Raw genomic sequence first — 25,800 nt, forward strand, 5'->3', positions numbered from 1 at the left:
ATTTGATGCATCGTTGACCACACGGATATGGTCGATCTTAGATGTAATCCTTCAGATAGGTTGTAGATTAATCCTATACCATTTGCCGAGCATTAAGCCAACATGAAGATGGATAGTTTTACTCCAATAACAAAAAAGACACCATAGTGAAAGTATCACTACAGTGTCTTTGGTTAGCTTGGCAACGTCCTACTCTCCCAGGACCTTGCGGTCCAAGTACCATCGGCGCTGGAGGGCTTAACGGTCGTGTTCGGTATGGGAACGCGTGGTACCCCTCCGCCATCATCACCAAACGTGTAAATAATTAATGAAGGTCGACTAAGTTCGGACACATCCATGTGACCAACGTCGACATCAATTCATCCTTGAATTGAAAAACTAGATGCGAAACAAAGATAAGCATGGAATCTTTTCCCTAAGCAATGTTTGCTCGGGGTACCCGAAAAAGTACTCGAATTCACCTGTAAAGGTTAATCTCCACTTTTTGGGGTATATCTTGGATAAGCCCTCGACCGATTAGTATTCGTCAGCTCCATGCATTGCTGCACTTCCACCCCGAACCTATCAACCTCGTCGTCTTCAAGGGGTCTTACTAAATTGGGAAATCTCATCTTGAGGGGGGCTTCACGCTTAGATGCTTTCAGCGCTTATCCCTTCCGTACTTGGCTACCCAGCTATGCTTCTGGCGAAACAACTGGTACACCAGCGGTACGTCCATCCCGGTCCTCTCGTACTAAGGACAGCTCCTCTCAAATTTCCTACGCCCACGACAGATAGGGACCGAACTGTCTCACGACGTTCTGAACCCAGCTCGCGTACCGCTTTAATGGGCGAACAGCCCAACCCTTGGGACCTACTTCAGCCCCAGGATGCGATGAGCCGACATCGAGGTGCCAAACCTCCCCGTCGATGTGGACTCTTGGGGGAGATAAGCCTGTTATCCCCAGGGTAGCTTTTATCCGTTGAGCGATGGCCCTTCCATTCGGTACCACCGGATCACTAAGCCCGACTTTCGTCCCTGCTCGACCTGTACGTCTTGCAGTCAAGCTCCCTTATGCCTTTGCACTCTTCGAATGATTTCCAACCATTCTGAGGGAACCTTAGGGCGCCTCCGTTACGCTTTAGGAGGCGACCGCCCCAGTCAAACTACCCGCCTGACACGGTCCCCGACCCTGATTCAAGGGCCTAGGTTAGAACTCGAATACGATCAGGGTGGTATCCCAAGGGCGCCTCCACCGATGCTTGCGCACCAGCTTCCAAGGCTCCCACCTATCCTGTACAAATCGTACCCCAGTTCAATATCAGGTTGTAGTAAAGCTCCATGGGGTCTTTCCGTCTTGTCGCGGGTAACCAGCATCTTCACTGGTATTAAAATTTCACCGGATCTCTCGTTGAGACAGCGCCCAAATCGTTACGCCATTCGTGCGGGTCAGAATTTACCTGACAAGGAATTTCGCTACCTTAGGACCGTTATAGTTACGGCCGCCGTTTACTGGGGCTTCGGTTCATAGCTTCGCCTAAAACGGCTAACCATTCCCCTTAACCTTCCAGCACCGGGCAGGCGTCAGCCCGTATACTTCGCCTTACGGCTTCGCACAGACCTGTGTTTTTGCTAAACAGTCGCTTGGGCCTTTTCACTGCGGCTCCCTCGGGCTATACACCCTAACGGAGCACCCCTTCTCCCGAAGTTACGGGGTCATTTTGCCGAGTTCCTTAACGAGAGTTCTTCCGCGCGCCTTAGAATTCTCTTCTCGCCTACCTGTGTCGGTTTGCGGTACGGGCACCTTCACCTGGCTAGAGGCTTTTCTTGGCAGCATGAGTGCGAGTTCTTCGGTACTACAATTTTCCCTCCTCATCACAGCTCAGCCTTATCAGTGTGCGGATTTGCCTACACACCAGCCTTACTGCTTGAACAGACTTATCCATCAGTCTGCAACTGTTCCCTTCTGCGTCACCCCAATTGCTCATAACGGTTTACGGTGGTACAGGAATTTCAACCTGTTGTCCTTCGATTACGCCTTTCGGCCTCACCTTAGGTCCCGACTTACCCTGAGCGGACGAGCCTTCCTCAGGAAACCTTGGGCTTTCGGCGGACAAGATTCTCACTTGTCTTTTCGTTACTTATACCGGCATTCTCACTTGTGTACAGTCCAGCACTCCTTACGGTATACCTTCAATCCATACACAACGCTCCCCTACCCCTGATACCATTGTATCAAGCCATAGCTTCGGTGGTGTGTTTAGCCCCGTTACATTTTCGGCGCAGAGTCACTCGACCAGTGAGCTATTACGCACTCTTTCAATGGTGGCTGCTTCTAAGCCAACATCCTGGTTGTCTGTGCAACTCCACATCCTTTCCCACTTAACACACACTTGGGGACCTTAGCTGATGGTCTGGGCTGTTTCCCTTTTGACGATGGATCTTAGCACTCACCGTCTGACTCCTGGGGTTTAAAGTCTATGGCATTCGGAGTTTGACTGAGCTTGGTAACCCTTGACGGGCCCCGCACCCAATCAGTGCTCTACCTCCACGACTCACCCCCAAGGCTAGCCCTAAAGCTATTTCGGGGAGAACCAGCTATTTCCGAGTTCGATTGGAATTTCTCCGCTACCCCCACCTCATCCCCTCATTTTTCAACATAAGTGGGTTCGGGCCTCCAGTGAGTGTTACCTCACCTTCACCCTGGACAGGGGTAGATCACACGGTTTCGGGTCTACGTCAACATACTCATACCGCCCTATTCAGACTCGCTTTCGCTGCGGCTCCAGCTCTTCACTTTAACCTTGCATGCTAACGTAACTCGCCGGTTCATTCTACAAAAGGCACGCCATCACCCATTAAACGGGCTCTGACTTCTTGTAAGCACACGGTTTCAGGTTCTATTTCACTCCCCTCCCGGGGTCCTTTTCACCTTTCCCTCACGGTACTGCTTCACTATCGGTCGCTAGGGAGTATTTAGCCTTGGCAGATGGTCCTGCCAGATTCATACGGGGTTTCACGTGCCCCGCACTACTCGGGATCCACTCCGGAGAGAATGATTTTTTAGTTACAGGACTTTTACCCTCTTTGGTTCGCCTTTCCAGACGCTTCACCTAAATCATTCCTTTGTAACTCCATGTGGAGTGTCCCACAACCCCAACAGGCAAGCCTGTTGGTTTGGGCTAATCCGCGTTCGCTCGCCGCTACTGACGGAATCACTTTTGTTTTCTCTTCCTCAGGGTACTTAGATGTTTCAGTTCCCCTGGTCTGCCTCCGCTAGACCTATGTATTCAGTCTAGGGTACGTACCTATTACAGTACGTGGGTTCCCCCATTCGGACATCCCCGGATCGAGGTCTGCTTACGACTCCCCGAGGCATTTCGTTGTTCGCCACGTCCTTCTTCGGCTCCTAGCGCCTAGGCATCCTCCGTGTGCTCTTAATAGCTTAACCATTAAGTTCGATGTTTTATATGATCACTCATAATTGAGAATTCCATTTGCTAATTAATGCTTCTTTGCTTTCGCTATCTAGTTTTCAAGGAACAATTCTTACTTTGAGAGCTTGCACTCTCAAAACTGAAAACGAGTGAACTATTTTCTCCATAGAAAGGAGGTGATCCAGCCGCACCTTCCGATACGGCTACCTTGTTACGACTTCACCCCAATCATCTACCCCACCTTCGGCGGCTGGCTCCCCAAGGGGTTACCTCACCGACTTCGGGTGTTGTAAACTCTCGTGGTGTGACGGGCGGTGTGTACAAGACCCGGGAACGTATTCACCGCGGCATGCTGATCCGCGATTACTAGCAATTCCGACTTCATGCAGGCGAGTTGCAGCCTGCAATCCGAACTGAGATCGGCTTTGTTGGGATTGGCTCCACCTCGCGGCTTCGCTGCCCTTTGTACCGACCATTGTAGTACGTGTGTAGCCCAGGTCATAAGGGGCATGATGATTTGACGTCATCCCCACCTTCCTCCGGTTTGTCACCGGCAGTCACCTTAGAGTGCCCAACTTCACTTGCTGGCAACTAAGATTAAGGGTTGCGCTCGTTGCGGGACTTAACCCAACATCTCACGACACGAGCTGACGACAACCATGCACCACCTGTCTCCTCTGTCCCGAAGGAAAGCCATATCTCTACAGCGTTCAAAGGGATGTCAAGACCTGGTAAGGTTCTTCGCGTTGCTTCGAATTAAACCACATACTCCACTGCTTGTGCGGGTCCCCGTCAATTCCTTTGAGTTTCAGTCTTGCGACCGTACTCCCCAGGCGGAATGCTTAATGTGTTAACTTCGGCACCAAGGGTATCGAAACCCCTAACACCTAGCATTCATCGTTTACGGCGTGGACTACCAGGGTATCTAATCCTGTTCGCTCCCCACGCTTTCGCGCCTCAGCGTCAGTTACAGACCAGAGAGTCGCCTTCGCCACTGGTGTTCCTCCACATCTCTACGCATTTCACCGCTACACGTGGAATTCCACTCTCCTCTTCTGCACTCAAGCTCACCAGTTTCCAGTGCGACTCGGAGTTGAGCTCCGAGTTTAAACACCAGACTTAATGGGCCGCCTGCGCGCCCTTTACGCCCAATAATTCCGGACAACGCTTGCCCCCTACGTATTACCGCGGCTGCTGGCACGTAGTTAGCCGGGGCTTTCTTCTCAGGTACCGTCTAAGCAAATGCAGTTAACATCTGCCTTCTCTTCCCTGGCAACAGAGCTTTACGATCCGAAAACCTTCTTCACTCACGCGGCGTTGCTCCGTCAGACTTTCGTCCATTGCGGAAGATTCCCTACTGCTGCCTCCCGTAGGAGTCTGGGCCGTGTCTCAGTCCCAGTGTGGCCGATCACCCTCTCAGGTCGGCTACGCATCGTCGCCTTGGTGAGCCCTTACCTCACCAACTAGCTAATGCGCCGCAGGTCCATCTCTAAGCGAGAGCTTACACCCTCTTTCTTCATCTCATCATGCGATCAAATGACCTTATCCGGTATTAGCTAATGTTTCCACTAGTTATCCCAGGCTTATAGGCAGGTTACCTACGTGTTACTCACCCGTCCGCCACTAAGAACATTAAAAAGCAAGCTTTTTAATCTCTTCGTTCGACTTGCATGTATTAGGCACGCCGCCAGCGTTCGTCCTGAGCCAGGATCAAACTCTCCATTAAAGGTTGCAATCTCTCGATTACAACTATGTTAGAGCGCTTGGCTCATTCTTTGTTACATGTTATATCCGGGTTCCCAAAAGTTTAAAACTTTTGAGCTATTTGTTTGGATTCCTGAAAAATTTCAAGTCTCCGTAAGTTCACTCGTTATTCAGTTTTCAAGGTGCAAGTTGTTTTACTTTTTTGTCGCTATTTGTTTTATGGCGACTAAATCATTGTATAACATTTACCCGATTGTTGTCAAGGTTTTTTTATTTGTATCTGCCGTCTCAGCGGCGACTTGATAAATATACCACGAATGAATGAGTTAATGCAAGAATTTTTTTAAAAAATTACAATCTACCTATTATTTTGTGCTTATTATGTATTTTACTATATTTTAGTCTATTACATTTTTATTAAACCAAGTCACTTATTTTTCTTTAAATATTGTTCAATATACAAATCACGTTCTTGATCTAAATTAATAATTTGTCCTTCTACATTAACCCAAGGCCTTGTTGGATTGTTTTGATCAAAAAAGACGATTTCCCCAATCATTTTATTATTTAACTTTACTATACTCCCACTTTGAAATTCAGTTAGTTTTTTGATAAAGGTATGGACCAAGCTAGGATCCAATTTCCCAAAGGACAACTTTTGAATTTCCTCTAATGCTAGATATGGTGAAATCTTTTCTTTATAGTTCTTATTACTAGTCATTGCATGAAATATATCTGCTACTGCTACAATTTTCGCATATAGATGTATTTTGTTTTTATCAGAACCCAAGGGATACCCGCTGCCATCACTTTTTTCGTGATGTTGAAGAGCTGCTAACTTTACTCCTTCATTAATCCCAGTGACATCTTTAAGGATATGATATCCATGAATAGTATGTTTTTTAATCTCTTGAATCTCCTCGGAAATTAATCTCCCTGACTTATGTAATATAGCAGGATCAATTTTTGTATTCCCTATATCATGAAGTAACCCTGAAATACTAACTTGAATCCATTCTCTTTGAGGTAAATTACTCCATTTAGCTAGTAAATAAGAGGTCATACTTACTTTGATGCTTTTATGAATAAAATAATCTGTAGAATCTGTTATTGGTGGTGCAAATGATAAAATATCATATTGATCAATTAAGGAAATGAGTGACTCTAACTTTGTGCGCACTTCTAATAAGGGTATGTTGTCAGAGTGAACATTCAAAAACACTTTTTTAATAAAAGAAAATACCTCTTGATATTCATATGTCAATTCATTATTGAGTATGGATAATTCCTCATCGTTTATCTCTTCATCTTGTTCCATTTCTACAACCACGTTATTCACTAAAAATGCAGTTAAAATCTCAATCTCTCTATCTCGTAAAATAGTCCCCTTATGAAATAAAGTTCCACCTAGCATTGTAGTCACATCTTCTACTAATTGATCTCCCTGTTGTATTTGCGATACACCTACTCTTTTCATTAAAATTCAACACCCCTTAACTGACTTTAAGGACAGAATAAATAAATATTCTGTCCTTTGTTTTTTAAACTTCTTAAGCTATATTAAAACCTTTTATTCCGTTGCTTCTGAATCAACTTCTTCATTTTCTTCACTTTTTTCGACCTGAGTTACCGTAGCTACTTGGTCTTCTTCTCTGATATTAATCAATCTAACACCCTGAGTGTTCCTACCCATTGTTGAAATCTCTGACATACTTGTACGTATGATGGTACCAAGAGAAGTGATAATCATTAAATCCTCATCATTATGGACAATTTTCAAACCAACCACTGAACCATTTTTGTCGGTTACATTGATTGTTTTTATACCTTTACCACCTCTAGTTTGAGATCGGTATTCAGACATTGGAGTTCTTTTACCGTAACCTTTTGCTGTGACAATCAATACATCATTGTCATCATCTACAACATCCATATCAATGACTTGATCATTTTCTGAAATCGTTATTCCTTTTACACCTGAAGCTGAACGCCCCATAGTACGAACATCTTTTTCAGAGAAACGAATGGACATTCCTTGCTCAGTACCCATTATAATCTCTTGATTCCCATCTGTAAGTTTTACTCCAATTAGTTCATCGTCTTCACGAATGGTAATCGCAATGAGCCCACCTTTACGAATATTTTTATATTCTTCAATATTCGTTTTCTTTACAATCCCTTTTTTCGTAGCGAAGAATAGGTGGTGATCACTTTCAAAGCTTTCAATCGGGAATACAGCATTCACATATTCACCAGGTTCAATTTGCATTAAGTTAATAATCGGTGTTCCTTTCGAAGTCCTGCTTTGTTCAGGAATTTCATATCCCTTCAAACGATATACCTTTCCTTTATTGGTGAAAAACATTAAATAATGGTGGGTATTGGTTGCAAACAGATGTTCAACAAAATCATCATCTTTTGTTCCCATTCCAATTACACCTCTACCGCCTCTTTTTTGGCTGCGATAAGTTGTAACAGGTATTCGTTTAATATAACCAGTATGTGAGATAGAAATAAGAACATCTTCTTGTGGGATTAGATCTTCATCTAGAATATCTAAATCACCAGCTATAATCTCGGAGCGTCTTTCATCTCCAAATTTATTTTTAATTTCTAATAATTCTTCACTAATAATGTTTAACACCAATTGCTCATCAGCTAATATTGCACGTAATTCTGCAATTTTCTTTAAAAGTTCCTGATACTCGTCTTCAATTTTATCTCTTTCTAAGCCTGTTAAACGTTGGAGACGCATATCCAAAATGGCTTGAGACTGCTCATGACTCAAGTCAAATTGAGTCATTAAGCCTTCTCTAGCTTCTTCTGTTGTTCTGGAGGAACGAATTAATGCAATCACTTTGTCTAAATGATCTAACGCAATTCGCAATCCTTCTAAAATGTGCGCTCTTGCTTCTGCTTTCTTTAAATCAAATTGCGTTCGTCTTTCAATTACTTCTATTTGATGCTGAATATAGTGATGTAAAATATCTTTAATATTTAAAACTTTTGGTTCACCATTAACTAAAGCCAACATATTTACACCAAAATTAATCTGCATAGACGTTTGTTTATATAAGTTATTGAGAATAACATGAGGGTTTACATCTCTGCGAAGTTCTATTACGATTCTCATTCCATTTCGATCTGACTCATCTCTAAGATCAGTAATACCTTCTATTTTTTTCTCTCTAACTAACTCAGCAATTTTTTCTATTAATCTTGCTTTTATGACTTGATATGGTAATTCGTTTATAATGATTTTTGCTTTATTTGTACTCTCATTCTCTTCAATTTCTGCCTTTGCTCTCATAGTAACTGAGCCACGACCTGTTGTGTAAGCTTGTCTAATTCCTTGTCTTCCTAAAATATAACCACCTGTAGGAAAATCAGGACCGTTTATATACTCCATTAAATCTATTGGAGTTAGATCAGGATTTTTAATTAATTCCAGTACACCATCAATCACTTCACCAAGGTTATGAGGTGGAATGTTTGTAGCCATTCCTACAGCAATTCCTGAAACTCCATTTACTAATAAAGTTGGAAAACGAGCTGGTAAAACAACAGGTTCTTTTTCTTCACCATCATAATTGTCAGCATAATCTACGGTTTCTTTATTGATATCTCTTAACATTTCCATTGCTATTTTTGAAAGCCGTGCTTCTGTATAACGTTGGGCTGCAGCAGAATCTCCATCAATAGAACCAAAGTTTCCATGTCCTTCAATTAGCATATACCGAAGTGAAAAGTCCTGTGCCATCCTCACCATAGTTTCATAAACAGCGGAATCTCCATGTGGATGGTATTTACCTAAAACCTCACCAACTATACGAGCAGATTTTTTAAAAGGTTTGTCAGGTGACATCCCCAGTTCAGACATTGCATATAATATTCTTCTATGAACAGGTTTTAAACCATCCCTTACGTCTGGTAAGGCTCGGCTTACAATAATACTCATCGCATAATCCATAAAGGAGGTTTGCATTTCTGTACGAATATCCCTATTTTCTACATTTGAACGTATTTCATCAGCCATGTTCTCACCATAACTTCCTAATTTTAGATATCTATATTACTAACATACTTAGCATGTTGTTGTATAAAATCTCTTCTTGGTTCTACATTGTCTCCCATTAATGTATCAAATACAGCGTCCGCGTCCATTGCATCTTCAATTGTTACTTGTAATAATGTTCGACTTTCTGGATCCATCGTTGTTTCCCACAATTGTCCAGCATCCATCTCTCCAAGACCTTTGTAACGTTGAATGTTTACTTTACCGCTTAATTTCTCAATGATCTCATTCTTCTGAGTGTCATTATACGCGTATTGAATGACTTTTCCTTTTTCTATTTTAAATAAAGGAGGTTGTGCGATATAGATGTACCCTGATTCTATAACAGGTCTCATATATCGATATAAAAAAGTCAATAGTAATGTGCGTATATGTGCACCATCTACATCGGCATCAGTCATGATAATGATTTTATGATACCTAGCTTTTTCTATATTAAATTCTTCACCAATCCCTGTACCTAGCGCGGTAATAATAGCGCGAATCTCTGCATTTCCTAAAATTCTATCTAACCTTGCTTTTTCAACATTTAGTATTTTTCCTCGTAAAGGCAGTATCGCTTGAAAATGTCGGTCTCTTCCTTGTTTGGCTGAACCCCCCGCAGAATCTCCCTCAACGATATACAACTCACTAATGGAAGCATCTTTGGAGGAGCAATCTGCTAATTTACCTGGTAAGGAACTAACCTCCAATGCACTTTTTCGTCTAGTGGCTTCTCTTGCCTTTCGTGCAGCTTCTCTTGCTCTAGCAGCTTGAAGTGATTTTTCAATAATTTGTTTGGCAATTGAAGGATTTTCTTCTAGAAACTCAGACAACTTTTCAGAAAAAACAGATTCAACAATACTTCTCGCCTCACCGTTACCTAGTTTAGTTTTAGTTTGTCCTTCAAACTGAGGTTCAGGAATTTTCACGGAAATAATGGCTGTGATTCCTTCACGAACATCATCTCCAGAGAAATTAGCATCATTGTTTTTTAATAATTGATTTTTTTTAGCATAGTTATTTAAAATTCTAGTTAACGCACTTTTAAAACCTGACTCATGTGTCCCACCTTCGTGAGTATTGATATTATTGGCGAACGAATAAATATTTTCACTATAACCATCGTTATACTGAAGGGAAATCTCAACATTAATGTGATCTTTTCCACCTTCAACGTAAATAGGCGGTTCATGTATTGGTTCTCGATTTCGATTTAGATATTCAACAAACGAAATAATTCCACCGTCATATTTATAAGAATTTTCTTTATCAGTACGTTTATCTATTAAATTGATTTCAATGCCTTTGTTTAAAAATGCTAGTTCACGAATTCGAGATTGTAAAATATCGTAATCATATATTGTGGTTTCTTTAAAAATTTCATCATCTGGTACGAAAGTAGTTTGGGTCCCCGTTTCTTCTGTTTCACCAACGATCTTTAAATCATATTGAGGAACACCGTAACGATATTCTTGTTGATGTATTTTACCGTCTCTTCTAACTTGCACTATGACTGATTTGGAAAGTGCATTCACGACTGATACACCTACACCGTGTAACCCTCCAGAAACCTTGTATCCTTCACCACCAAACTTACCTCCAGCATGCAATACCGTCATAACAACTTCTAAAGCCGGACGTTTCATTTTTGGATGTTCACCGACAGGTATACCTCGTCCATTATCCTTTACGGTAATACTGTTATCTTCATTAACGATAACGTCTATCTTTGTACAAAACCCTGCCATAGCTTCATCAATACTGTTATCAACAACTTCCCATACTAAATGGTGAAGTCCTTTCACTCCAGTTGAACCGATATACATCCCAGGTCTTTTTCTTACAGCTTCAAGACCTTCTAGTACTTGAATTTGATTTTCATCATACGTATTTTGTGGTTGATTCAATGACATTTTGCTTCACCTACTTGTGTAGAATAAAAAACAACTTAAATATGTAAAAAATTTGCTCTTTTTTTTAATGTTGCAGAAGAAATGGGTGAATAATATATTTTTGTAGTTGAAATGATCAGTGATTTTGGTTTTTCTTTAGATATCTTTTCAACTCTATTTAGTAATGTAAAATGATTGATAAAAGGTTCTAAAACAACAAATGATTTATCAATGGATAAATCAAATATAGCAACTAACTCGGATGCCTTTAGAATCTTATCTCCTCCAAGGTGAATAAACAACCTCATCACTCCAATCCTAAACAGTCACTGTGCCTTCTAACACATGAAATAATTTGGCTTCATTTAGTTTAGATAAATTCACACTTTCAATACCTGTAGTAGTAATAAAGGTTTGAACTTTGTCTTGAAAAGTTTCAATGAGTTGTGTTTGACGATATTGATCAAGTTCTGACAATACATCGTCTAATAGAAGAAGAGGATATTCACCAACTTCTTCGTGTATGAGTTCAATTTCTGCAAGTTTTATAGATAATGCTGTTGTTCTTTGTTGACCTTGGGATCCGAATGTTTGAACCTCTTTATCATTAATTAAAAAAAGAAGATCATCACGATGTGGCCCTATCAGGGTGACTCCCCTCTTTATTTCCTGTTCTCGCATCTTTGTTAACTTTAACATAAATTGATTAAATAAAACAGTTTCATCATCAAATTGTTCAAATTCAAATGAAGGTTTGTAAATTACTTTTAAATTCTCCTTCCCATTTGTAATACTTGAATGAATTTGTTCAGTCCATATTTGTAATTTTTTTATAAAGTGTTGACGTTTTTTGATGATTTTAATACCAAACTGCACGAATTGTTGATCCCAAATTGTTAATAAATCGTTTAAACGCTTGTCCTCTGCACTATGATGCTGCTTTAATAAATTATTCCTTTGATTTAATATTTTTTGATATTGCTGTAAATCATAAATATAACTGGGATGAACTTGACCTAATTCCATATCAATAAATCTACGGCGTATTTTAGGTGATCCTTTTACAATTTCTAAATCTTCAGGTGCAAACATGACGACATTTAATACCCCAATAAAATCACTAAGCTTTCTTTGCTCAAGACCATTCACCTTTACTTTTTTCCCTTTTTGAGAAAGATGAATTTCTAATTTATTATTTCCATATTTTTTTTCAATCTCACAATATAATGTTGTTTCATCACTACCCCATCCAATTAATTCTTTATCGGTGTTTGTGCGATGGGATTTGGTTAGAGCCATAACGTAAATAGCTTCTAGTAAATTCGTTTTTCCTTGTGCATTTGGACCTATAAATATATTGATATTATGATCAAGATTAATCTCTATAGATTGATAGTTGCGATAATTGTTTAAAGTTAGTTTTTTTAAAAACAAAAAGATTCCTCCTGAGTTACAAATTCATCACTTTGTAATCCCCAGATTCATTGATTTTCACTTCATCGCCTGGAACGATTTTTCTACCTCTTCTATTATCAAGAGATCCATTGATGTATATTTTATTTTCTTGTAAAAATGGTTTAGCTTGTCCTCCAGTAGAAATATGATTTGTTAATTTCAAAAATTGCCCTAATGTAATATATTCGTCTTTAATTTTTATGATTTCCATTCTGATTTATCCTTTCAAATCGTCTTTGTTTTTATCAGTTTGTTGTGCGATAAGGTAAAATTAGATGGAGCATGTTGGTATTGTCACTAGGTTTAATAATAATAGGACTCATTGTGCCTGTAATACCAATTTGAATATGATCGCTGTCGATCACTTTTAAGGCATCTAGCATATACTTGGAGTTAAAAGATATTTGTATTAATTCTCCTTCAATTTTTTCTGCTTTTACTTGTTCTGTTATTTTACCTAAGGAAGTTAAACTTGATGTAATTTCAATTTTCTCATGATCTTTAACAATCATTTTAACAATATTTGTTTGATTTTCTTTTGATAATAAATAAGCACGATCGATTGCTTCTAAAAACATCTTCGTTGGTACTTTAATTTCTGTTTTGAATACTTGTGGAATGATTTTTGAAGTATCTGGATAAATTCCATCTAATATTCGAGTATAAAATAATATCGAATCAATTTTAAATAATACTTGATTATTGGCAAATACAATGTGAATCATATTATTTTGATCAGGTAATAATTTATTTAATTCATTCAACGTTTTTCCCGAAATAACAATGTTTTGAAGGTTTAAATCTAAGTTCATATCTATATTCGAAATTTCTCTGCTTGCTAAACGATGGCGATCGGTAGCAACAAATTTTAAGTTTTCATTGGAAACACTCCATAAAATCCCTGTTAAAATCGGTGTGCTTTCATTGGTTGATATTGCAAAAGAAGTTTGTTTAATCATGGATTTTAATAAATCACTTGCTAACATGATCGAATTGTTTTCTTCCACAGATGGGAGTACAGGATATTCTTCTGGGTCAAGACCAATGATTTGAAGCTCTGATGTTCCTGATTTAATGATGGTTTGAAATTGTGAATTTACTTCAATTTCTACATATTCCCCTGGTAGTTTTCTTATAATTTCTACAAAAAACTTAGCAGGTAATACTACACTGCCTTCTTTTTTTATTTCGATAATTTGATTTTCTTTTTCTTCTTTAGGAATGAAACTTTGTATTGAAATTTCTGTATCACTTGCTGTTAAAATAACCTCTTCATCATGAGCATCAATCTTTATCCCACTTAAAATGGGGATTGTTGTTCTGTTGGTTATTGCTTTTGAAACATGTTGAATGGACTCATGCAGTTTATTTTTTAAGATTTTAAATTCCATATTGCCATCTCCAAACTAATTTTTCTGATCTTATATTAATCATTTATTTCAAGTATAAATTTAGTGAATGTGTAAGATATAATTTTTTTAAAAAAAATAGTATTTATAATATTATATTTTAATTATTTTTTAGTATAAGTAGTAGGGACACTGAATATGTGGATAACCTGGTTTTGTGTACAATTTTTCAGCCTATTCACATGTGAGTAAATTGTGCATAGGCTGATGATATTATGAAGGGTTTTTAATTTTACTTGTGATATTGTGGACAACTTTATATAGTTCCTGATCACTTTTTAATGATTTTGAAATTTTATCATAAGCATGTATTACAGTTGTATGATCTCTTCCACCAAAGGCTTCTCCTATTTTAGGAAGGGATAAGTCTGTAAGTTCCCTTGACAAGTACATAGCGATTTGTCTTGGAAATGCTAGTGATTTTGTTCTTTTTCTAGCTTTAAAATCTTCAATATTTAAACCGTAGTGTGCTCCAGTTATTTTTTGAATATCTTCTACAGTAATGACTCTTGGACGACTGGACGGTATGATATCTTTTAATGCATTTCTAGCTAACTCTGCTGATATATCTTCGTTTATTAGTGAAGAGTAGGCTACAACTCGTATTAATGCACCTTCAAGTTCTCTAATGTTAGTATCAATCTGATTTGCTATATATACCATTGCTTCATTTGGCACATCTAAATTTTCAGCTTTTGCTTTTTTTCTAAGTATGGCAATTCTTGTTTCTAAATCTGGAGGTTGAATATCTGTAATAAGTCCCCATTCAAATCTAGAACGAAGTCTTTCTTCTAGTGTTGGAATTTCTTTAGGTGGTCGATCACTAGATATAATAATTTGCTTTGATTCTTCATGTAGTGCATTAAATGTATGGAAAAATTCTTCCTGTGTTTGTTCTTTACCTGCTAAGAATTGAATATCATCAATTAATAATATATCGATGTTTCTATATTTATTTCTAAAAGATTCTCCACGATTATCGCGAATAGCATTAATAAACTCATTGGTAAATTTTTCAGATGAAATGTATAGTACTTTGGTTTTAGGGTGATGTTCAATAATATAATGTCCAATTGCATGCATTAAATGAGTTTTTCCCAATCCAACTCCACCATATAAAAATAAAGGATTATAGGCTTTTGCTGGTGCTTCAGCTACAGCTAAGGAGGCAGCATGTGCAAATCGATTTCCAGAACCAATGACAAACGTATCAAATGTATATTTAGCATTCAGCATTGGTGGTAAAGACTCTTCATTTGTTGTAATATTTTGTTTTGTCTTTTTTTTCGGCACAGGTAAAACGTCAGGAATGACTTCCTCGTCTTCAATCACTATTTTTACCTCTACTTTACGGCCAGTACTTTCATAAACCGCGTTGCTAATTAATTTTATGTAGCGATTTTCCAGCCACTCCTTTGCAAACATATTAGGTGCGCAAACCAACAATACGGATTCATTAAATACTTTTACTTTTGTTGATTTTAACCAAGTATCGTAACTAGGTTTACTCACTTTTGTTTGTAATATGGATAAAATTTCTTGCCAAAGCTGATCAGGATAATCTTCCATGAATGCGTTCACTCCTTTAACCCTTAAAAAATCTTTTATGGAAGAGTTGTTGTAAAGAATAATTTGATGATTGCATATATTATGTTTCCACTAATTTATGAAAAACGAACAATGGTTAATGTATTAAATTTATACAAGTATTGAAATTTAATTGTGGATAATCATTTTTTATAATTTTATAAGAGGAGAGCTCTTATTATGTCGAAAAACTTATTTTACCCACAAAAAAATCCATTCTAGGGATAAAATATTCACAAATATATAAGTTGTTCACAACTATATCCACAGAATGTTGATAAATGGTATGGTTTTTAGGACATATCCACAAGATAGAGCATTTTCATCATAGCAAATAAATCTTTATATTTCAATCAATTTCTGAATATTATCCACAAGTGCACATCCTGTGCATATTTTTTTATTTACATAGCGACAAAATGTTCTTATATTGTTGATGAATCGACAATTTTCAAAAGTTGCTTTTTTATATCCACATAAAGAAATATTTGATCAGATGAGGTTTTCATAAAGAATTATTTCTTTACTTTGCCCACATGTTAATAAAATAAGTAAAGTAAAAGAAAACAAAAAATGTTAAAGTTGACTTTTTGAAAACAAAATGATTTAATGTATAAGGATTATTATGCGAAATGCAATTCCTTAAGGGGGTGCGATAAATGAAACCAACTTTTCAACCAAACACAAGAAAGCGTAAAAAAGTGCATGGATTCCGTAAAAGAATGAATTCAAAAAATGGACGCAAAGTTTTAACTGCTCGTCGTAGAAAGGGTAGAAAAATTTTAAGTGCGTAAAATGAACTTTACTTATCACTATGATAAATGAAATAGGATTGAGTAAAGTATTGAGATGACCACTTACTGTGGTCTTTTTCTTTTTTGGTTTAAATATGGATTGAAGTGTGAAAAATATTAACATTTAGATTACATTTCTACATGAAATGATGATATATGGAGCGTTAAATATGGAAAATAAATTTCGTCTAAAAAAGAAGGAAGATTTTAATTTCATATATCGTTATGGGAAATCTACCGCGAATCACCAGTTTGTGGTTTATTATAAACAAAATTCAATTCATCATTTTCGATTAGGTATTTCCGTAAGTAAAAAAATAGGAAATGCCGTAGTTAGAAATCGTATGCGCAGAATGATTAAAGAAATTGTAAGGCATCATGCAGATAAAGTAGACTCTCGGCATGATTTCATTATTATTGTTCGAAAACCCGCAATTCATATGGATTATTATCAAATGGAAAAAAGTATCTTACATGTCTTACGTAAATCATCTTTATTAAAGAAAAAAGCTAGAGGAAATTAGAAGGAAGATTCTCATATATAATCCTTTCTAGATCTAATTACTATATTTAAAATAGCTGAAGCTACCAAGTGAATTGGTCTTGTTTATTTGTTTATTAAACTATGATATAGTTTATATTGAAACTTATTAAGATGTGGGTAGTAGGTTAGGAGGAATTTAATTTTGTCACGTCGTTTGCCATTACTTCTTGTATTGTTATCTTTAACAGTTTTGCTAGCTGGATGTAGTATGGAGGACCCCATTAATCCTAGTAACGGGTTTTGGGATAAGTATTTTGTTTACCCTCTTTCATTTACTTTAGATTGGTTTGCAGATCTACCTTATAGTAACTATGGTATATCTATTCTTATCGTAACGATTATTATAAGATTTTTGATTTTGCCACTTACTTTAAAACAGATTCGCAGTTCCAAACAAATGCAAGAAATACAACCTGAAATAAAAAAATTAAAAGAAAAATATAAAACAGATCCGAAAAAGCAGCAGGAAGAAACCATGAGATTGTTCCAAAAACATGGGATAAATCCATTGGCAGGTTGTTTACCACTTATTGTGCAAATGCCTATTCTAATCGCTTTATATAATGCAATCATGAGAAATGATTTAATTAGTAACAGTACATTTTTATGGTTGCAATTAGGTGAAAGAGACCCATATATTTTACCTATATTAGCTGCAATAACAACATATCTTCAAAGTAAGATGATGTCGGCTCAAATGAGTAACCAAATGGCAGGTATGCAAGGGATTATGATGATCTTCCCTGTATTAATATTTGTAATGGCATTAACATTCCCATCCGCCTTACCTTTATACTGGGTGTATGGTAATATATTTACAATTATTCAATCTTATTTTATATACGGAAACAAAAAAAGTAAGGCTCCAAAAGAGGGAGGTCTTTCTAAGTGAAAAAAATTTCTGTAACTGGTAAAACGATTGAAGATGCTGTTCAATCTGGTTTAGCGCAATTGAATACAACAGAAGACAAAGTTAAGGTACATATTCTTGAGGAACCTACAAAAGGATTTTTGGGTTTAATCGGTTCTAAGGATGCAAAGGTTGAGTTAGAGTATATTTCTGATGTCGTTGATGAAGCCTTTGAATTTTTAAAAGATATTGTGGACAAGATGAAGTTAGATGTCAGCGTTGAAATTGGGCAAAAGCAAGATGAAGGAAAATTTATTAATCTTACTGGATCAGAAGTCGGTATTTTAATTGGTAGAAGAGGGCAAACATTGGATTCATTACAGTATTTAATTAATATTGTAGCCAATCGATATTCTAATTCATACCATAGAGTTTTACTTGATGCAGAAAACTTTCGCGAAAAAAGGAAGAATACACTTGAGCAATTGGCTGGTAAAATTGCTGACCGAGTGATTAGGTATAAAAGAGATGTTTCTCTTGAGCCAATGCCACCACAGGATCGTAAAATTATCCATACGTATTTGCAGGAACATCCTAAAATAAATACTAAAAGTGAAGGAAAAGAACCTAATAGGTATGTGGTAGTTACTTTAAAATGAGAAATTTTCTTTGATTAAATTATGGATATATATTTTCTGCAATGGTTTATTATTTCATGTAATGAGCCATTGCTTTTTTACCATTTGAGCAAGTAATTCAAATATTTAATTGTACCATTTTAATTGAGTTTGAATTGAAGAAGATAATATAATTTTAAAGTTTGCAAGTGAATATATGAATGATAAATTGATAAAAGGTAATATTACGGGATAAAGAGGTGTGTTCATGATTTCCGATACAATTGCGGCCATTTCAACACCGCTTGGTGAAGGTGGAATTGCAATGATCCGTATTAGTGGTCCCGAAGCCGTTTCCATAGCGGATACCATTTTTTATGCAAAACAGAAATGTTCCGATATGAAAACTCATACTGTGCAGTATGGCTTCATAAAAGAATCTGAAACAGGGTTAAAAGTGGATGAGGTTTTATTAACTGTGATGTTAGCCCCAAGATCTTTTACAAAAGAAAATATCGTTGAAATTAGTTGTCATGGCGGTTTAATAGCAGTTAAAAAAACATTGGAGTTATTGTTGCTAAATGGAGCTCGCTTAGCAGAACCTGGAGAGTTTACTAAAAGGGCTTTTTTAAACGGTCGAATTGATTTAACACAAGCCGAGGCAGTGATTGATCTCATTCGCTCTAAGTCAGATCGTGCTTATTCTGTTGCCATGAAACAAGTAGAAGGTTCATTATCAGATAAAATTGTGAATTTAAGAAACTTACTTATTGAATTAATGGCTCATATTGAAGTGAATATTGATTATCCTGAACATGATGTTGAGGATCTTACTTACGCTTATATTACAGATAAATGTGAACAAGCAATTTCAACTATTGATGAATTATTAAAAAATGCAAATCAGGGAAAAATTTTGAGAGAGGGAATTGTAACAGCTATTATTGGCAGACCCAATGTGGGCAAATCTTCTTTATTAAATTTATTAGCAAGAGAAAATAAAGCCATTGTTACCGATATTCCTGGAACGACAAGAGATGTGATTGAAGAATATGTTACAGTTGGTGGAGTTCCATTAAAATTATTAGATACGGCGGGTTTGCGAGAGACTAGTGATATTGTTGAAAAAATTGGGGTTGAAAGATCTAAAGAATCGTTAAAAGAAGCGGAATTAGTCTTATTTGTAATCAATCAAAATGAACCTATACATGATGATGAATTGAAGTTATTTCATGAGGTTGAAAATAAGCAGGTTATAGTCGTTTTAAATAAAACAGATTTACCTAACAAAATTGAATTAAAGCAGTTGACGAATCAATTTTCTAAAGAACAGATTGTTAAAATGTCTATTAAAAATGAACAAGGGCAATCCGATTTAGAGAATGTCATTGCTAACATGTTTTTTGATGGAAAAATTGAGTCTACAGATTCTTCTTATGTAAGTAATGTAAGACACATTCATCTTTTAAATAAAGCAAAGAGATCATTAGAGGAAGCATTAAGAGGATCAGGTGAGATTCCAATTGACATGCTTCAAATTGATATTAGAAATGCTTGGGAAGATTTAGGTGAAGTGATTGGAGATTCAGTGAGTGAATCTTTAATTGATCAAATTTTTTCCCAATTTTGCCTGGGTAAATAAATATAAATGGATAAATATAAAATGATAGGAGGGTTTAATAATGGGGTATCAAGCTGGTGATTATGATGTTATTGTTATCGGAGCTGGTCATGCTGGATGTGAAGCAGCATTAGCTGCTGCTAGAATGGGATGTCAGACATTATTAATCACGATTAACTTGGATATGGTTGCATTTATGCCATGTAATCCTTCTATTGGGGGACCAGCAAAGGGGCATGTTGTTAGAGAAATTGATGCTTTAGGTGGAGAGATGGGTAGAAATATTGATAAAACTTATATCCAGTTAAGGATGTTGAACACTGGAAAAGGACCTGCTGTCCATGCTTTGCGAGCCCAAGCAGACAAGTTTTTTTATCAGAATGCTTTAAAAGAAACGATAGAAAAACAAGATAACCTAACATTGCAACAGGGAATGGTAGAGGAATTAATTGTTGAAAATGGAGTTTGCGTTGGTGTTGTTACGAAAACAGGAGCCGAATTCAGAAGTAAAACGGTTGTTCTTACTACAGGTACTTATTTGCGTGGTAAAGTCATCATGGGTGAGGTTATCTATGAAAGTGGCCCCAACAATCAACAGCCTTCTATTAAGCTTTCTGATTGTTTAAAATCATTAGGTTTTGAATTAGTTCGATTTAAAACAGGCACACCACCTAGAGTTCATAAAGATACGATTGATTTTTCCAAAACTGAAGAGCAGCCAGGGGATGTAAATCCTAAACATTTTTCTTTTGAAACAACTAAAGGTATAAACAAAGAACAATTACCTTGTTGGTTAACCTATACATCGAGGGAGACACATGAAACCATAAACCAAAATTTATCTCGTGCTCCTATGTATTCTGGAGTAATAGAAGGAACAGGGCCGAGATATTGTCCATCTATAGAAGATAAAATTGTGCGTTTCAGCGATAAACCTAAACACCAAATATTTTTAGAGCCTGAAGGCAGGTACACCACTGAGTATTACGTACAGGGATTATCAACTAGTATGCCTGAGGATGTGCAGTTAAAAATATTACAGTCCATTCCTGGTTTAGAAAATGTTCAGATGATGCGAACTGGATATGCAATCGAGTATGACGCTATTGTTCCTACTCAGCTGTGGCCTACTTTAGAAACTAAAAGAATTTCTAATTTATATACAGCGGGTCAAATTAACGGAACTTCTGGATATGAAGAAGCAGCAGGACAGGGAATTATGGCTGGGATTAATGCGGCTAGAAAAGCAAAAGGCGAGGAACCTGTTATTATTCAGCGCTCTCAAGGTTATATTGGGGTTCTAATCGATGATTTAGTAACGAAAGGAACAAATGAACCTTATCGTTTATTAACTTCACGTGCAGAATATCGTTTATTGTTAAGACATGATAATGCTGATTTACGTTTGACCCCTACTGGCTACGAAGTTGGATTAATACCGGAAGCAAGATATTCTAAATTTGTGGAAAAAAGCAAAAAAATAGAAAATGAAATTATTCGACTAAAATCGACAAAAATCAAACCTACCTCTTTAGTACAGAAAAAATTGGAAGAAATAAATTCCACAATTTTAAATAATTCAGTGGATGCAGCATCGTTATTACGAAGACCAGAAATTTTATATCAGCATATTGAATTATTTTCACCTTCTGAAATTGAATTAACTGAAGAAGAAAAGGAACAGGTAGAAATACAAATCAAGTATGCGGGCTATATTGATAAACAACTTATTCAGGTAGAGCGGTTAAGAAAAATGGAGAAGAAGAAAATACCTTCTGATATCGATTATGATGATGTTCAGGGGATAGCTATAGAAGCGAGGCAAAAGCTTTCTGATATTAGACCTATTTCTATTGGGCAAGCTTCAAGAATTTCTGGAGTAACACCTGCTGATATTTCTATTTTATTAGTTTATTTAGAGCATTATAATAAAGTTGTAGCAGCGAGAAGAGGATAATATGAATTTAAAACAATTTTCTGTATTGTTAAAAAATAATAATATGAGCATTTCTTCTGAACAGTGGGATTTATTTGAAAAATATTTTCTCACATTGGTGGAATGGAATGAGCGTATGAATTTAACTGCAATTACAGATAAGGAACAGGTTTATATAAAACATTTTTATGATTCTATATCCTTATCTTTTTATGTATCTATGTCGCAAATCAATACTTTAGCAGATATAGGATCTGGTGCTGGATTTCCTAGTATTCCGTTAAAAATCATGTTTCCTCATTTAAAAATATCAATTATAGATTCATTAAATAAAAGAATAGGTTTTCTGAATCACCTCACTTCGGAATTACAATTAAATGATGTGAAATGTATCCACGGTAGAGCTGAAGAACTTGGACGCAATCAAAATCTTAGAGATCATTTTGATCTAGTGACTGCTAGAGCTGTAGCTAAGTTAAATGTTTTAAACGAATATTGCCTTCCATTTGTGAAAGAAGGAGGAAGTTTTGTTGCAATGAAAGGACCTAATACTTCTGTAGAGATAAATGAGGCAAATAATAGTTTAAAGCAATTAAAGGGATCGTTACAAAAGGTAGTTAATTTCCAGTTACCAGATCATTCTGATCGAAATTTTATATTTATTCATAAATCAGGTTTAACTCCAAAAAAATATCCTAGGAGTCCTGGAATACCAATCAAAAAACCATTGATTTAAATTGATTAAGAGGCTAAAGATAGGATGTTCCACGTGGAACATTCTTGAAGATTATATCAACTATTTTAATTTGTTTTCATATTTAAAGGTGATAGATTTGATATATTTGCAGGAATATTGAAATGAATGGAGAAGTAATATTAATAAATATTTTCTTACATATAATATCCTAAATAGTAGTAACTTACACAATATGCGATTTAAGCAGTTTTTAATAAACAATCATCTTACGGAATAAATTTCATAAGGTTATTTTTGTTGATTAAATAGTTAACCCTAACATTTATAATTTCCATTGAGGAGTATGATTTAAACAAAAGTGTGGTCACAGCTAGTAGGAGAGATAGGTGGTAATTAAACAATGAAAGATCAGTTTACAAAGTTACTTGGATTTTCAGATCGAAATAATGGTGCTGAGGTTAAAGCAATTTCAATAGAAGAGATTGTTCCTAGTCCATATCAACCTAGGGAAGTTTTTGATGATGACAAAATTGATGAATTATGTCAGACGATTAAAACGCATGGTGTTATTCAACCTATCGTTGTACGAGTAAGGGATAATAAATTTGAAATTATTGCAGGTGAGAGAAGATTTAGAGCTGTTAAAAAATTAAACTTAGAAACGATTCCAGCAATTATTAAAGAGTATAATGATTCTCAAGCTGCTTCAATTGCATTAATTGAAAATTTACAACGTGAAGGACTAACTTCTATAGAAGAAGCTATTGCTTATCAGAAACTAATTGAAATACACCAACTGACACAAGAAAGTTTAGCTCAAAGAATCGGAAAAAGTCAATCTACGATAGCTAATAAACTTCGATTGCTAAACTTATCAGAACCTGTAAAATCTGCTTTGTTAACTAGGTCCATTACTGAGAGACATGCAAGAGCTTTGCTTTCATTGGACAGCGATGAGCTACAAATTAAACTATTAGATGAAATAATTAATAAAGATTTAAATGTAAAACAAACTGAAGCTAGGGTTAATCTATACAAGGAAATTTCTAAAACAAAAAAATCTAAGAGAGTCTCTTTTTCAAAAGACATTCGTTTGGCAGTAAATACAATACGCCAGTCATTTGACATGGTTGTTGATTCAGGATTAAAGATTACAAAAGATGAAAAAGATTATGATGATTATTATGAAATATCTTTTAAAATACCTAAAAAAAATTGAATATTAATATAAAATCAAGAAGATATGTAAAATAATGATTTATTTATGAGTACAGAATAGATAAAACTTCCATGTTATAATAAGGGTGGAAGTTTTATTTTTATCGCCTATTTCTAAAAATATACTTAAATGTTTTAATTATTCTATCAGAACCATTTCTTCAACAATTAATCATGTTATAATGTAATAGATTTCAATCTATTAGAAATTCAACTCAGAACTTTATTGTTAATCGTAAAATTACTTTTAAAGATGCTTTTTTATGAATAAGGGAATGAGAATATGAATTAAATGCAGCCATTTTACTTTGAATGGTCTTTAGAGCACTTAATATTGAGTTTTATATAATTTATTGTGTTTATTTTTATATAGTTTTAAATTATTTTATGAGGTGAAAGAGTATTGTCTAAAATAATTGCAATTACAAATCAAAAAGGTGGGGTTGGAAAAACAACAACCTCTATAAATTTAGGAGCCTCTTTAGCCACCTTAGGTAAAAAGGTATTATTGGTAGATATTGATCCCCAAGGAAATACAACAAGTGGTGTTGGAATCAACAAAGCAGATGTAGTTCACTGTATTTATGATGTGATTATTAATGATGCTCATCCTAAAGATGCAATTTGCAAGTCTGAGATAGAAAATCTAGATATCATACCTGCAACTATTCAATTAGCAGGTGCAGAAATTGAATTAGTACCTACCATTTCTAGAGAAATTAGGTTAAAAAAATCTATTCAACTTGTGAAGCATCTTTATGATTATGTATTAATTGACTGCCCACCTTCACTTGGTATTTTAACAGTTAATTCATTAACAGCTGCTGATTCTGTAATTATACCAATTCAATGCGAGTATTACGCACTAGAAGGTTTAAGTCAGTTATTAAACACAGTACGTTTGGTACAGAAACATTTGAATACAAACTTGCAAATTGAAGGTGTATTGTTAACAATGTTAGATGCAAGAACAAATCTTGGCATTCAAGTAATTGAAGAAGTGAAAAAGTATTTTCAAGAAAAGGTATATAAGACAATTATCCCAAGAAATGTTAGATTAAGTGAAGCACCAAGTCATGGTAAGCCTATCATTACATATGACGCAAAATCAAAAGGAGCAGAAGTATATTTGGAACTTGCTAAGGAAGTGATTTCAATTGACTAAGCGTTTAGGTAGAGGTCTAGATGCTTTAATTCCAGCGCTAGAATTAAAAGAAGATGATAAAGTGATTGAGATTGGTTTGTCCAATTTACGTCCTAATCCATATCAACCTCGCAAAAATTTTTTAGAGGATAAAATTGATGAACTAGCATTATCCATCAAAGAACATGGTGTAATTCAACCCATTATTGTACGACAAGTCTTAAGAGGGTATGAAATTATTGCAGGGGAGAGAAGATGGCGAGCTTCAAAAAAATGTGGATTAAAAACGATTCCTGCTGTAGTTCGCTCATTTACAGATCAACAGGTAACGGAAATTGCATTGATTGAAAACTTGCAGCGTGAAGATTTAAATCCGATGGAAGTTGCTGTTGCGTATCAATCATTGATGGACCAGTTTGAAATTACACAAGAAGAATTATCAGTTAAAGTTGGGAAATCAAGATCTCATATAGCTAATTTTTTACGTTTATTACAATTACCGAATGAAATAAAACAATATGTTTCACGTGGAACATTATCCATGGGACATGCAAGAGCGATAGTTGGATTGAAAGATAACGACTTGAAAAAAGAGATGACAAATTTAACAATCAAAAATGAGTGGAGTGTTAGGGAATTAGAAAAAGCGATACAAAACACACAAGAAACAAAAAGCAAGAAGAAAAAAACAAAAACTAACAATCCATTTATTACTCAACTAGAGGGTCAACTTAGAGAAAAATATAAAACATCAGTAAAAATTAAAAATAATCAAAATGATAAGGGGATTATTGAACTTTCTTATTATTCAAAAGATGATTTACAAAGATTGTTAGATTTGTTGTAAAATATGGTTCA

General features: G+C 35.8%; 18 protein-coding genes and 3 rRNA genes. 10 read left to right on the forward strand and 11 right to left on the reverse strand.

Annotated features, from left to right (window positions below; translation table 11 throughout):
* Window positions 1-176: 176 nt before the first annotated feature.
* From rrf to dnaA, 11 genes are all read right to left on the reverse strand, one after another.
* Window positions 177-293 (reverse strand): 5S ribosomal RNA (gene rrf / locus VQL36_RS00640).
* Window positions 294-496: 203 nt separating this feature from the next.
* Window positions 497-3,431 (reverse strand): 23S ribosomal RNA (locus tag VQL36_RS00645).
* Between the two features lie 155 nt (window positions 3,432-3,586).
* Window positions 3,587-5,143, reverse strand: a 16S ribosomal RNA gene (locus VQL36_RS00650).
* The 16S, 23S and 5S rRNA genes sit together here, the layout of an rRNA operon.
* Window positions 5,144-5,548: 405 nt before the next feature.
* Window positions 5,549-6,598 (reverse strand): HD-GYP domain-containing protein, encoded by a 1,050-nt coding sequence (locus VQL36_RS00655; RefSeq protein WP_349247457.1) that lies wholly within the window; start codon window positions 6,596-6,598, stop codon window positions 5,549-5,551.
* Between the two features lie 93 nt (window positions 6,599-6,691).
* Window positions 6,692-9,157: a DNA gyrase subunit A gene (gene gyrA / locus VQL36_RS00660; RefSeq protein WP_349247458.1), complete on the reverse strand. Its 2,466-nt coding sequence runs from the start codon at window positions 9,155-9,157 to the stop codon at window positions 6,692-6,694.
* Window positions 9,158-9,180: 23 nt separating this feature from the next.
* Window positions 9,181-11,085 carry a DNA topoisomerase (ATP-hydrolyzing) subunit B gene (gene gyrB / locus VQL36_RS00665; protein ID WP_349251087.1) on the reverse strand — a complete coding sequence of 635 codons (1,905 nt, stop codon included), beginning with the start codon at window positions 11,083-11,085 and terminating at the stop codon, window positions 9,181-9,183.
* A gap of 41 nt (window positions 11,086-11,126) precedes the next feature.
* Complete coding sequence (gene remB, locus VQL36_RS00670) at window positions 11,127-11,372, reverse strand: extracellular matrix regulator RemB (protein ID WP_349247459.1); 246 nt, start codon at window positions 11,370-11,372, stop codon at window positions 11,127-11,129.
* A gap of 16 nt (window positions 11,373-11,388) precedes the next feature.
* On the reverse strand, window positions 11,389-12,504 hold the full coding sequence (recF, locus tag VQL36_RS00675; protein ID WP_349247460.1) for a DNA replication/repair protein RecF: 1,116 nt from the start codon (window positions 12,502-12,504) through the stop codon (window positions 11,389-11,391).
* A 16-nt stretch (window positions 12,505-12,520) separates the two neighbouring features.
* Window positions 12,521-12,736 carry a S4 domain-containing protein YaaA gene (yaaA, locus tag VQL36_RS00680; protein WP_349247461.1) on the reverse strand — a complete coding sequence of 72 codons (216 nt, stop codon included), beginning with the start codon at window positions 12,734-12,736 and terminating at the stop codon, window positions 12,521-12,523.
* Between the two features lie 34 nt (window positions 12,737-12,770).
* A complete protein-coding gene (gene dnaN / locus VQL36_RS00685; protein WP_349247462.1) occupies window positions 12,771-13,916 on the reverse strand; it encodes a DNA polymerase III subunit beta in 1,146 nt (381 codons plus the stop codon).
* Window positions 13,917-14,147: 231 nt separating this feature from the next.
* Window positions 14,148-15,503, reverse strand: a complete 1,356-nt coding sequence (gene dnaA / locus VQL36_RS00690; RefSeq protein ID WP_349247463.1) for a chromosomal replication initiator protein DnaA — start codon at window positions 15,501-15,503, stop codon at window positions 14,148-14,150.
* A gap of 677 nt (window positions 15,504-16,180) precedes the next feature.
* Between dnaA and rpmH the strand changes: the two genes are divergently transcribed.
* The 10 genes from rpmH to VQL36_RS00740 all read left to right on the forward strand — a co-directional run bounded on the left by rpmH (window position 16,181) and on the right by VQL36_RS00740 (window position 25,789).
* Window positions 16,181-16,315: a 50S ribosomal protein L34 gene (gene rpmH / locus VQL36_RS00695; RefSeq protein WP_160645993.1), complete on the forward strand. Its 135-nt coding sequence runs from the start codon at window positions 16,181-16,183 to the stop codon at window positions 16,313-16,315.
* A 170-nt stretch (window positions 16,316-16,485) separates the two neighbouring features.
* On the forward strand, window positions 16,486-16,839 hold the full coding sequence (gene rnpA / locus VQL36_RS00700) for a ribonuclease P protein component (protein ID WP_349247464.1): 354 nt from the start codon (window positions 16,486-16,488) through the stop codon (window positions 16,837-16,839).
* A gap of 162 nt (window positions 16,840-17,001) precedes the next feature.
* A complete protein-coding gene (gene yidC, locus VQL36_RS00705; RefSeq protein ID WP_349247465.1) occupies window positions 17,002-17,751 on the forward strand; it encodes a membrane protein insertase YidC in 750 nt (249 codons plus the stop codon).
* Window positions 17,748-18,368 carry an RNA-binding cell elongation regulator Jag/EloR gene (gene jag, locus VQL36_RS00710; protein WP_349247466.1) on the forward strand — a complete coding sequence of 207 codons (621 nt, stop codon included), beginning with the start codon at window positions 17,748-17,750 and terminating at the stop codon, window positions 18,366-18,368. The genes yidC and jag overlap by 4 nt, the downstream gene beginning before the upstream one ends.
* Window positions 18,369-18,594: 226 nt before the next feature.
* A complete protein-coding gene (gene mnmE, locus VQL36_RS00715; RefSeq protein ID WP_349247467.1) occupies window positions 18,595-19,968 on the forward strand; it encodes a tRNA uridine-5-carboxymethylaminomethyl(34) synthesis GTPase MnmE in 1,374 nt (457 codons plus the stop codon).
* A 40-nt stretch (window positions 19,969-20,008) separates the two neighbouring features.
* Window positions 20,009-21,904: a tRNA uridine-5-carboxymethylaminomethyl(34) synthesis enzyme MnmG gene (mnmG, locus tag VQL36_RS00720; protein ID WP_349247468.1), complete on the forward strand. Its 1,896-nt coding sequence runs from the start codon at window positions 20,009-20,011 to the stop codon at window positions 21,902-21,904.
* Window position 21,905: 1 nt separating this feature from the next.
* Window positions 21,906-22,619 carry a 16S rRNA (guanine(527)-N(7))-methyltransferase RsmG gene (gene rsmG / locus VQL36_RS00725; protein WP_349247469.1) on the forward strand — a complete coding sequence of 238 codons (714 nt, stop codon included), beginning with the start codon at window positions 21,906-21,908 and terminating at the stop codon, window positions 22,617-22,619.
* A gap of 361 nt (window positions 22,620-22,980) precedes the next feature.
* Complete coding sequence (gene noc / locus VQL36_RS00730) at window positions 22,981-23,799, forward strand: nucleoid occlusion protein (protein WP_349247470.1); 819 nt, start codon at window positions 22,981-22,983, stop codon at window positions 23,797-23,799.
* Window positions 23,800-24,201: 402 nt separating this feature from the next.
* Complete coding sequence (locus VQL36_RS00735; protein ID WP_349247471.1) at window positions 24,202-24,963, forward strand: AAA family ATPase; 762 nt, start codon at window positions 24,202-24,204, stop codon at window positions 24,961-24,963.
* Window positions 24,956-25,789 carry a ParB/RepB/Spo0J family partition protein gene (locus VQL36_RS00740; protein ID WP_349247472.1) on the forward strand — a complete coding sequence of 278 codons (834 nt, stop codon included), beginning with the start codon at window positions 24,956-24,958 and terminating at the stop codon, window positions 25,787-25,789. Before VQL36_RS00735 ends, VQL36_RS00740 begins: the two co-directional genes overlap by 8 nt.
* Window positions 25,790-25,800: the final 11 nt, after the last annotated feature.

The sequence above is a fragment of the Chengkuizengella sp. SCS-71B genome (genome assembly GCF_040100845.1).
GTDB lineage: Bacteria > Bacillota > Bacilli > Paenibacillales > KCTC-33759 > Chengkuizengella.

Coding starts and splice junctions, on each gene's coding strand:
- VQL36_RS00655 (WP_349247457.1), bottom strand. CDS start 6,598: ATGAAAAGAGTAGGTGTATCGCAAATACAACAGGGAGATCAATTAGTA.
- gyrA (WP_349247458.1), bottom strand. CDS start 9,157: ATGGCTGATGAAATACGTTCAAATGTAGAAAATAGGGATATTCGTACA.
- yaaA (WP_349247461.1), bottom strand. CDS start 12,736: ATGGAAATCATAAAAATTAAAGACGAATATATTACATTAGGGCAATTT.
- dnaN (WP_349247462.1), bottom strand. CDS start 13,916: ATGGAATTTAAAATCTTAAAAAATAAACTGCATGAGTCCATTCAACAT.
- dnaA (WP_349247463.1), bottom strand. CDS start 15,503: ATGGAAGATTATCCTGATCAGCTTTGGCAAGAAATTTTATCCATATTA.
- rpmH (WP_160645993.1), top strand. CDS start 16,181: ATGAAACCAACTTTTCAACCAAACACAAGAAAGCGTAAAAAAGTGCAT.
- rnpA (WP_349247464.1), top strand. CDS start 16,486: ATGGAAAATAAATTTCGTCTAAAAAAGAAGGAAGATTTTAATTTCATA.
- mnmE (WP_349247467.1), top strand. CDS start 18,595: ATGATTTCCGATACAATTGCGGCCATTTCAACACCGCTTGGTGAAGGT.
- mnmG (WP_349247468.1), top strand. CDS start 20,009: ATGGGGTATCAAGCTGGTGATTATGATGTTATTGTTATCGGAGCTGGT.
- rsmG (WP_349247469.1), top strand. CDS start 21,906: ATGAATTTAAAACAATTTTCTGTATTGTTAAAAAATAATAATATGAGC.
- noc (WP_349247470.1), top strand. CDS start 22,981: ATGAAAGATCAGTTTACAAAGTTACTTGGATTTTCAGATCGAAATAAT.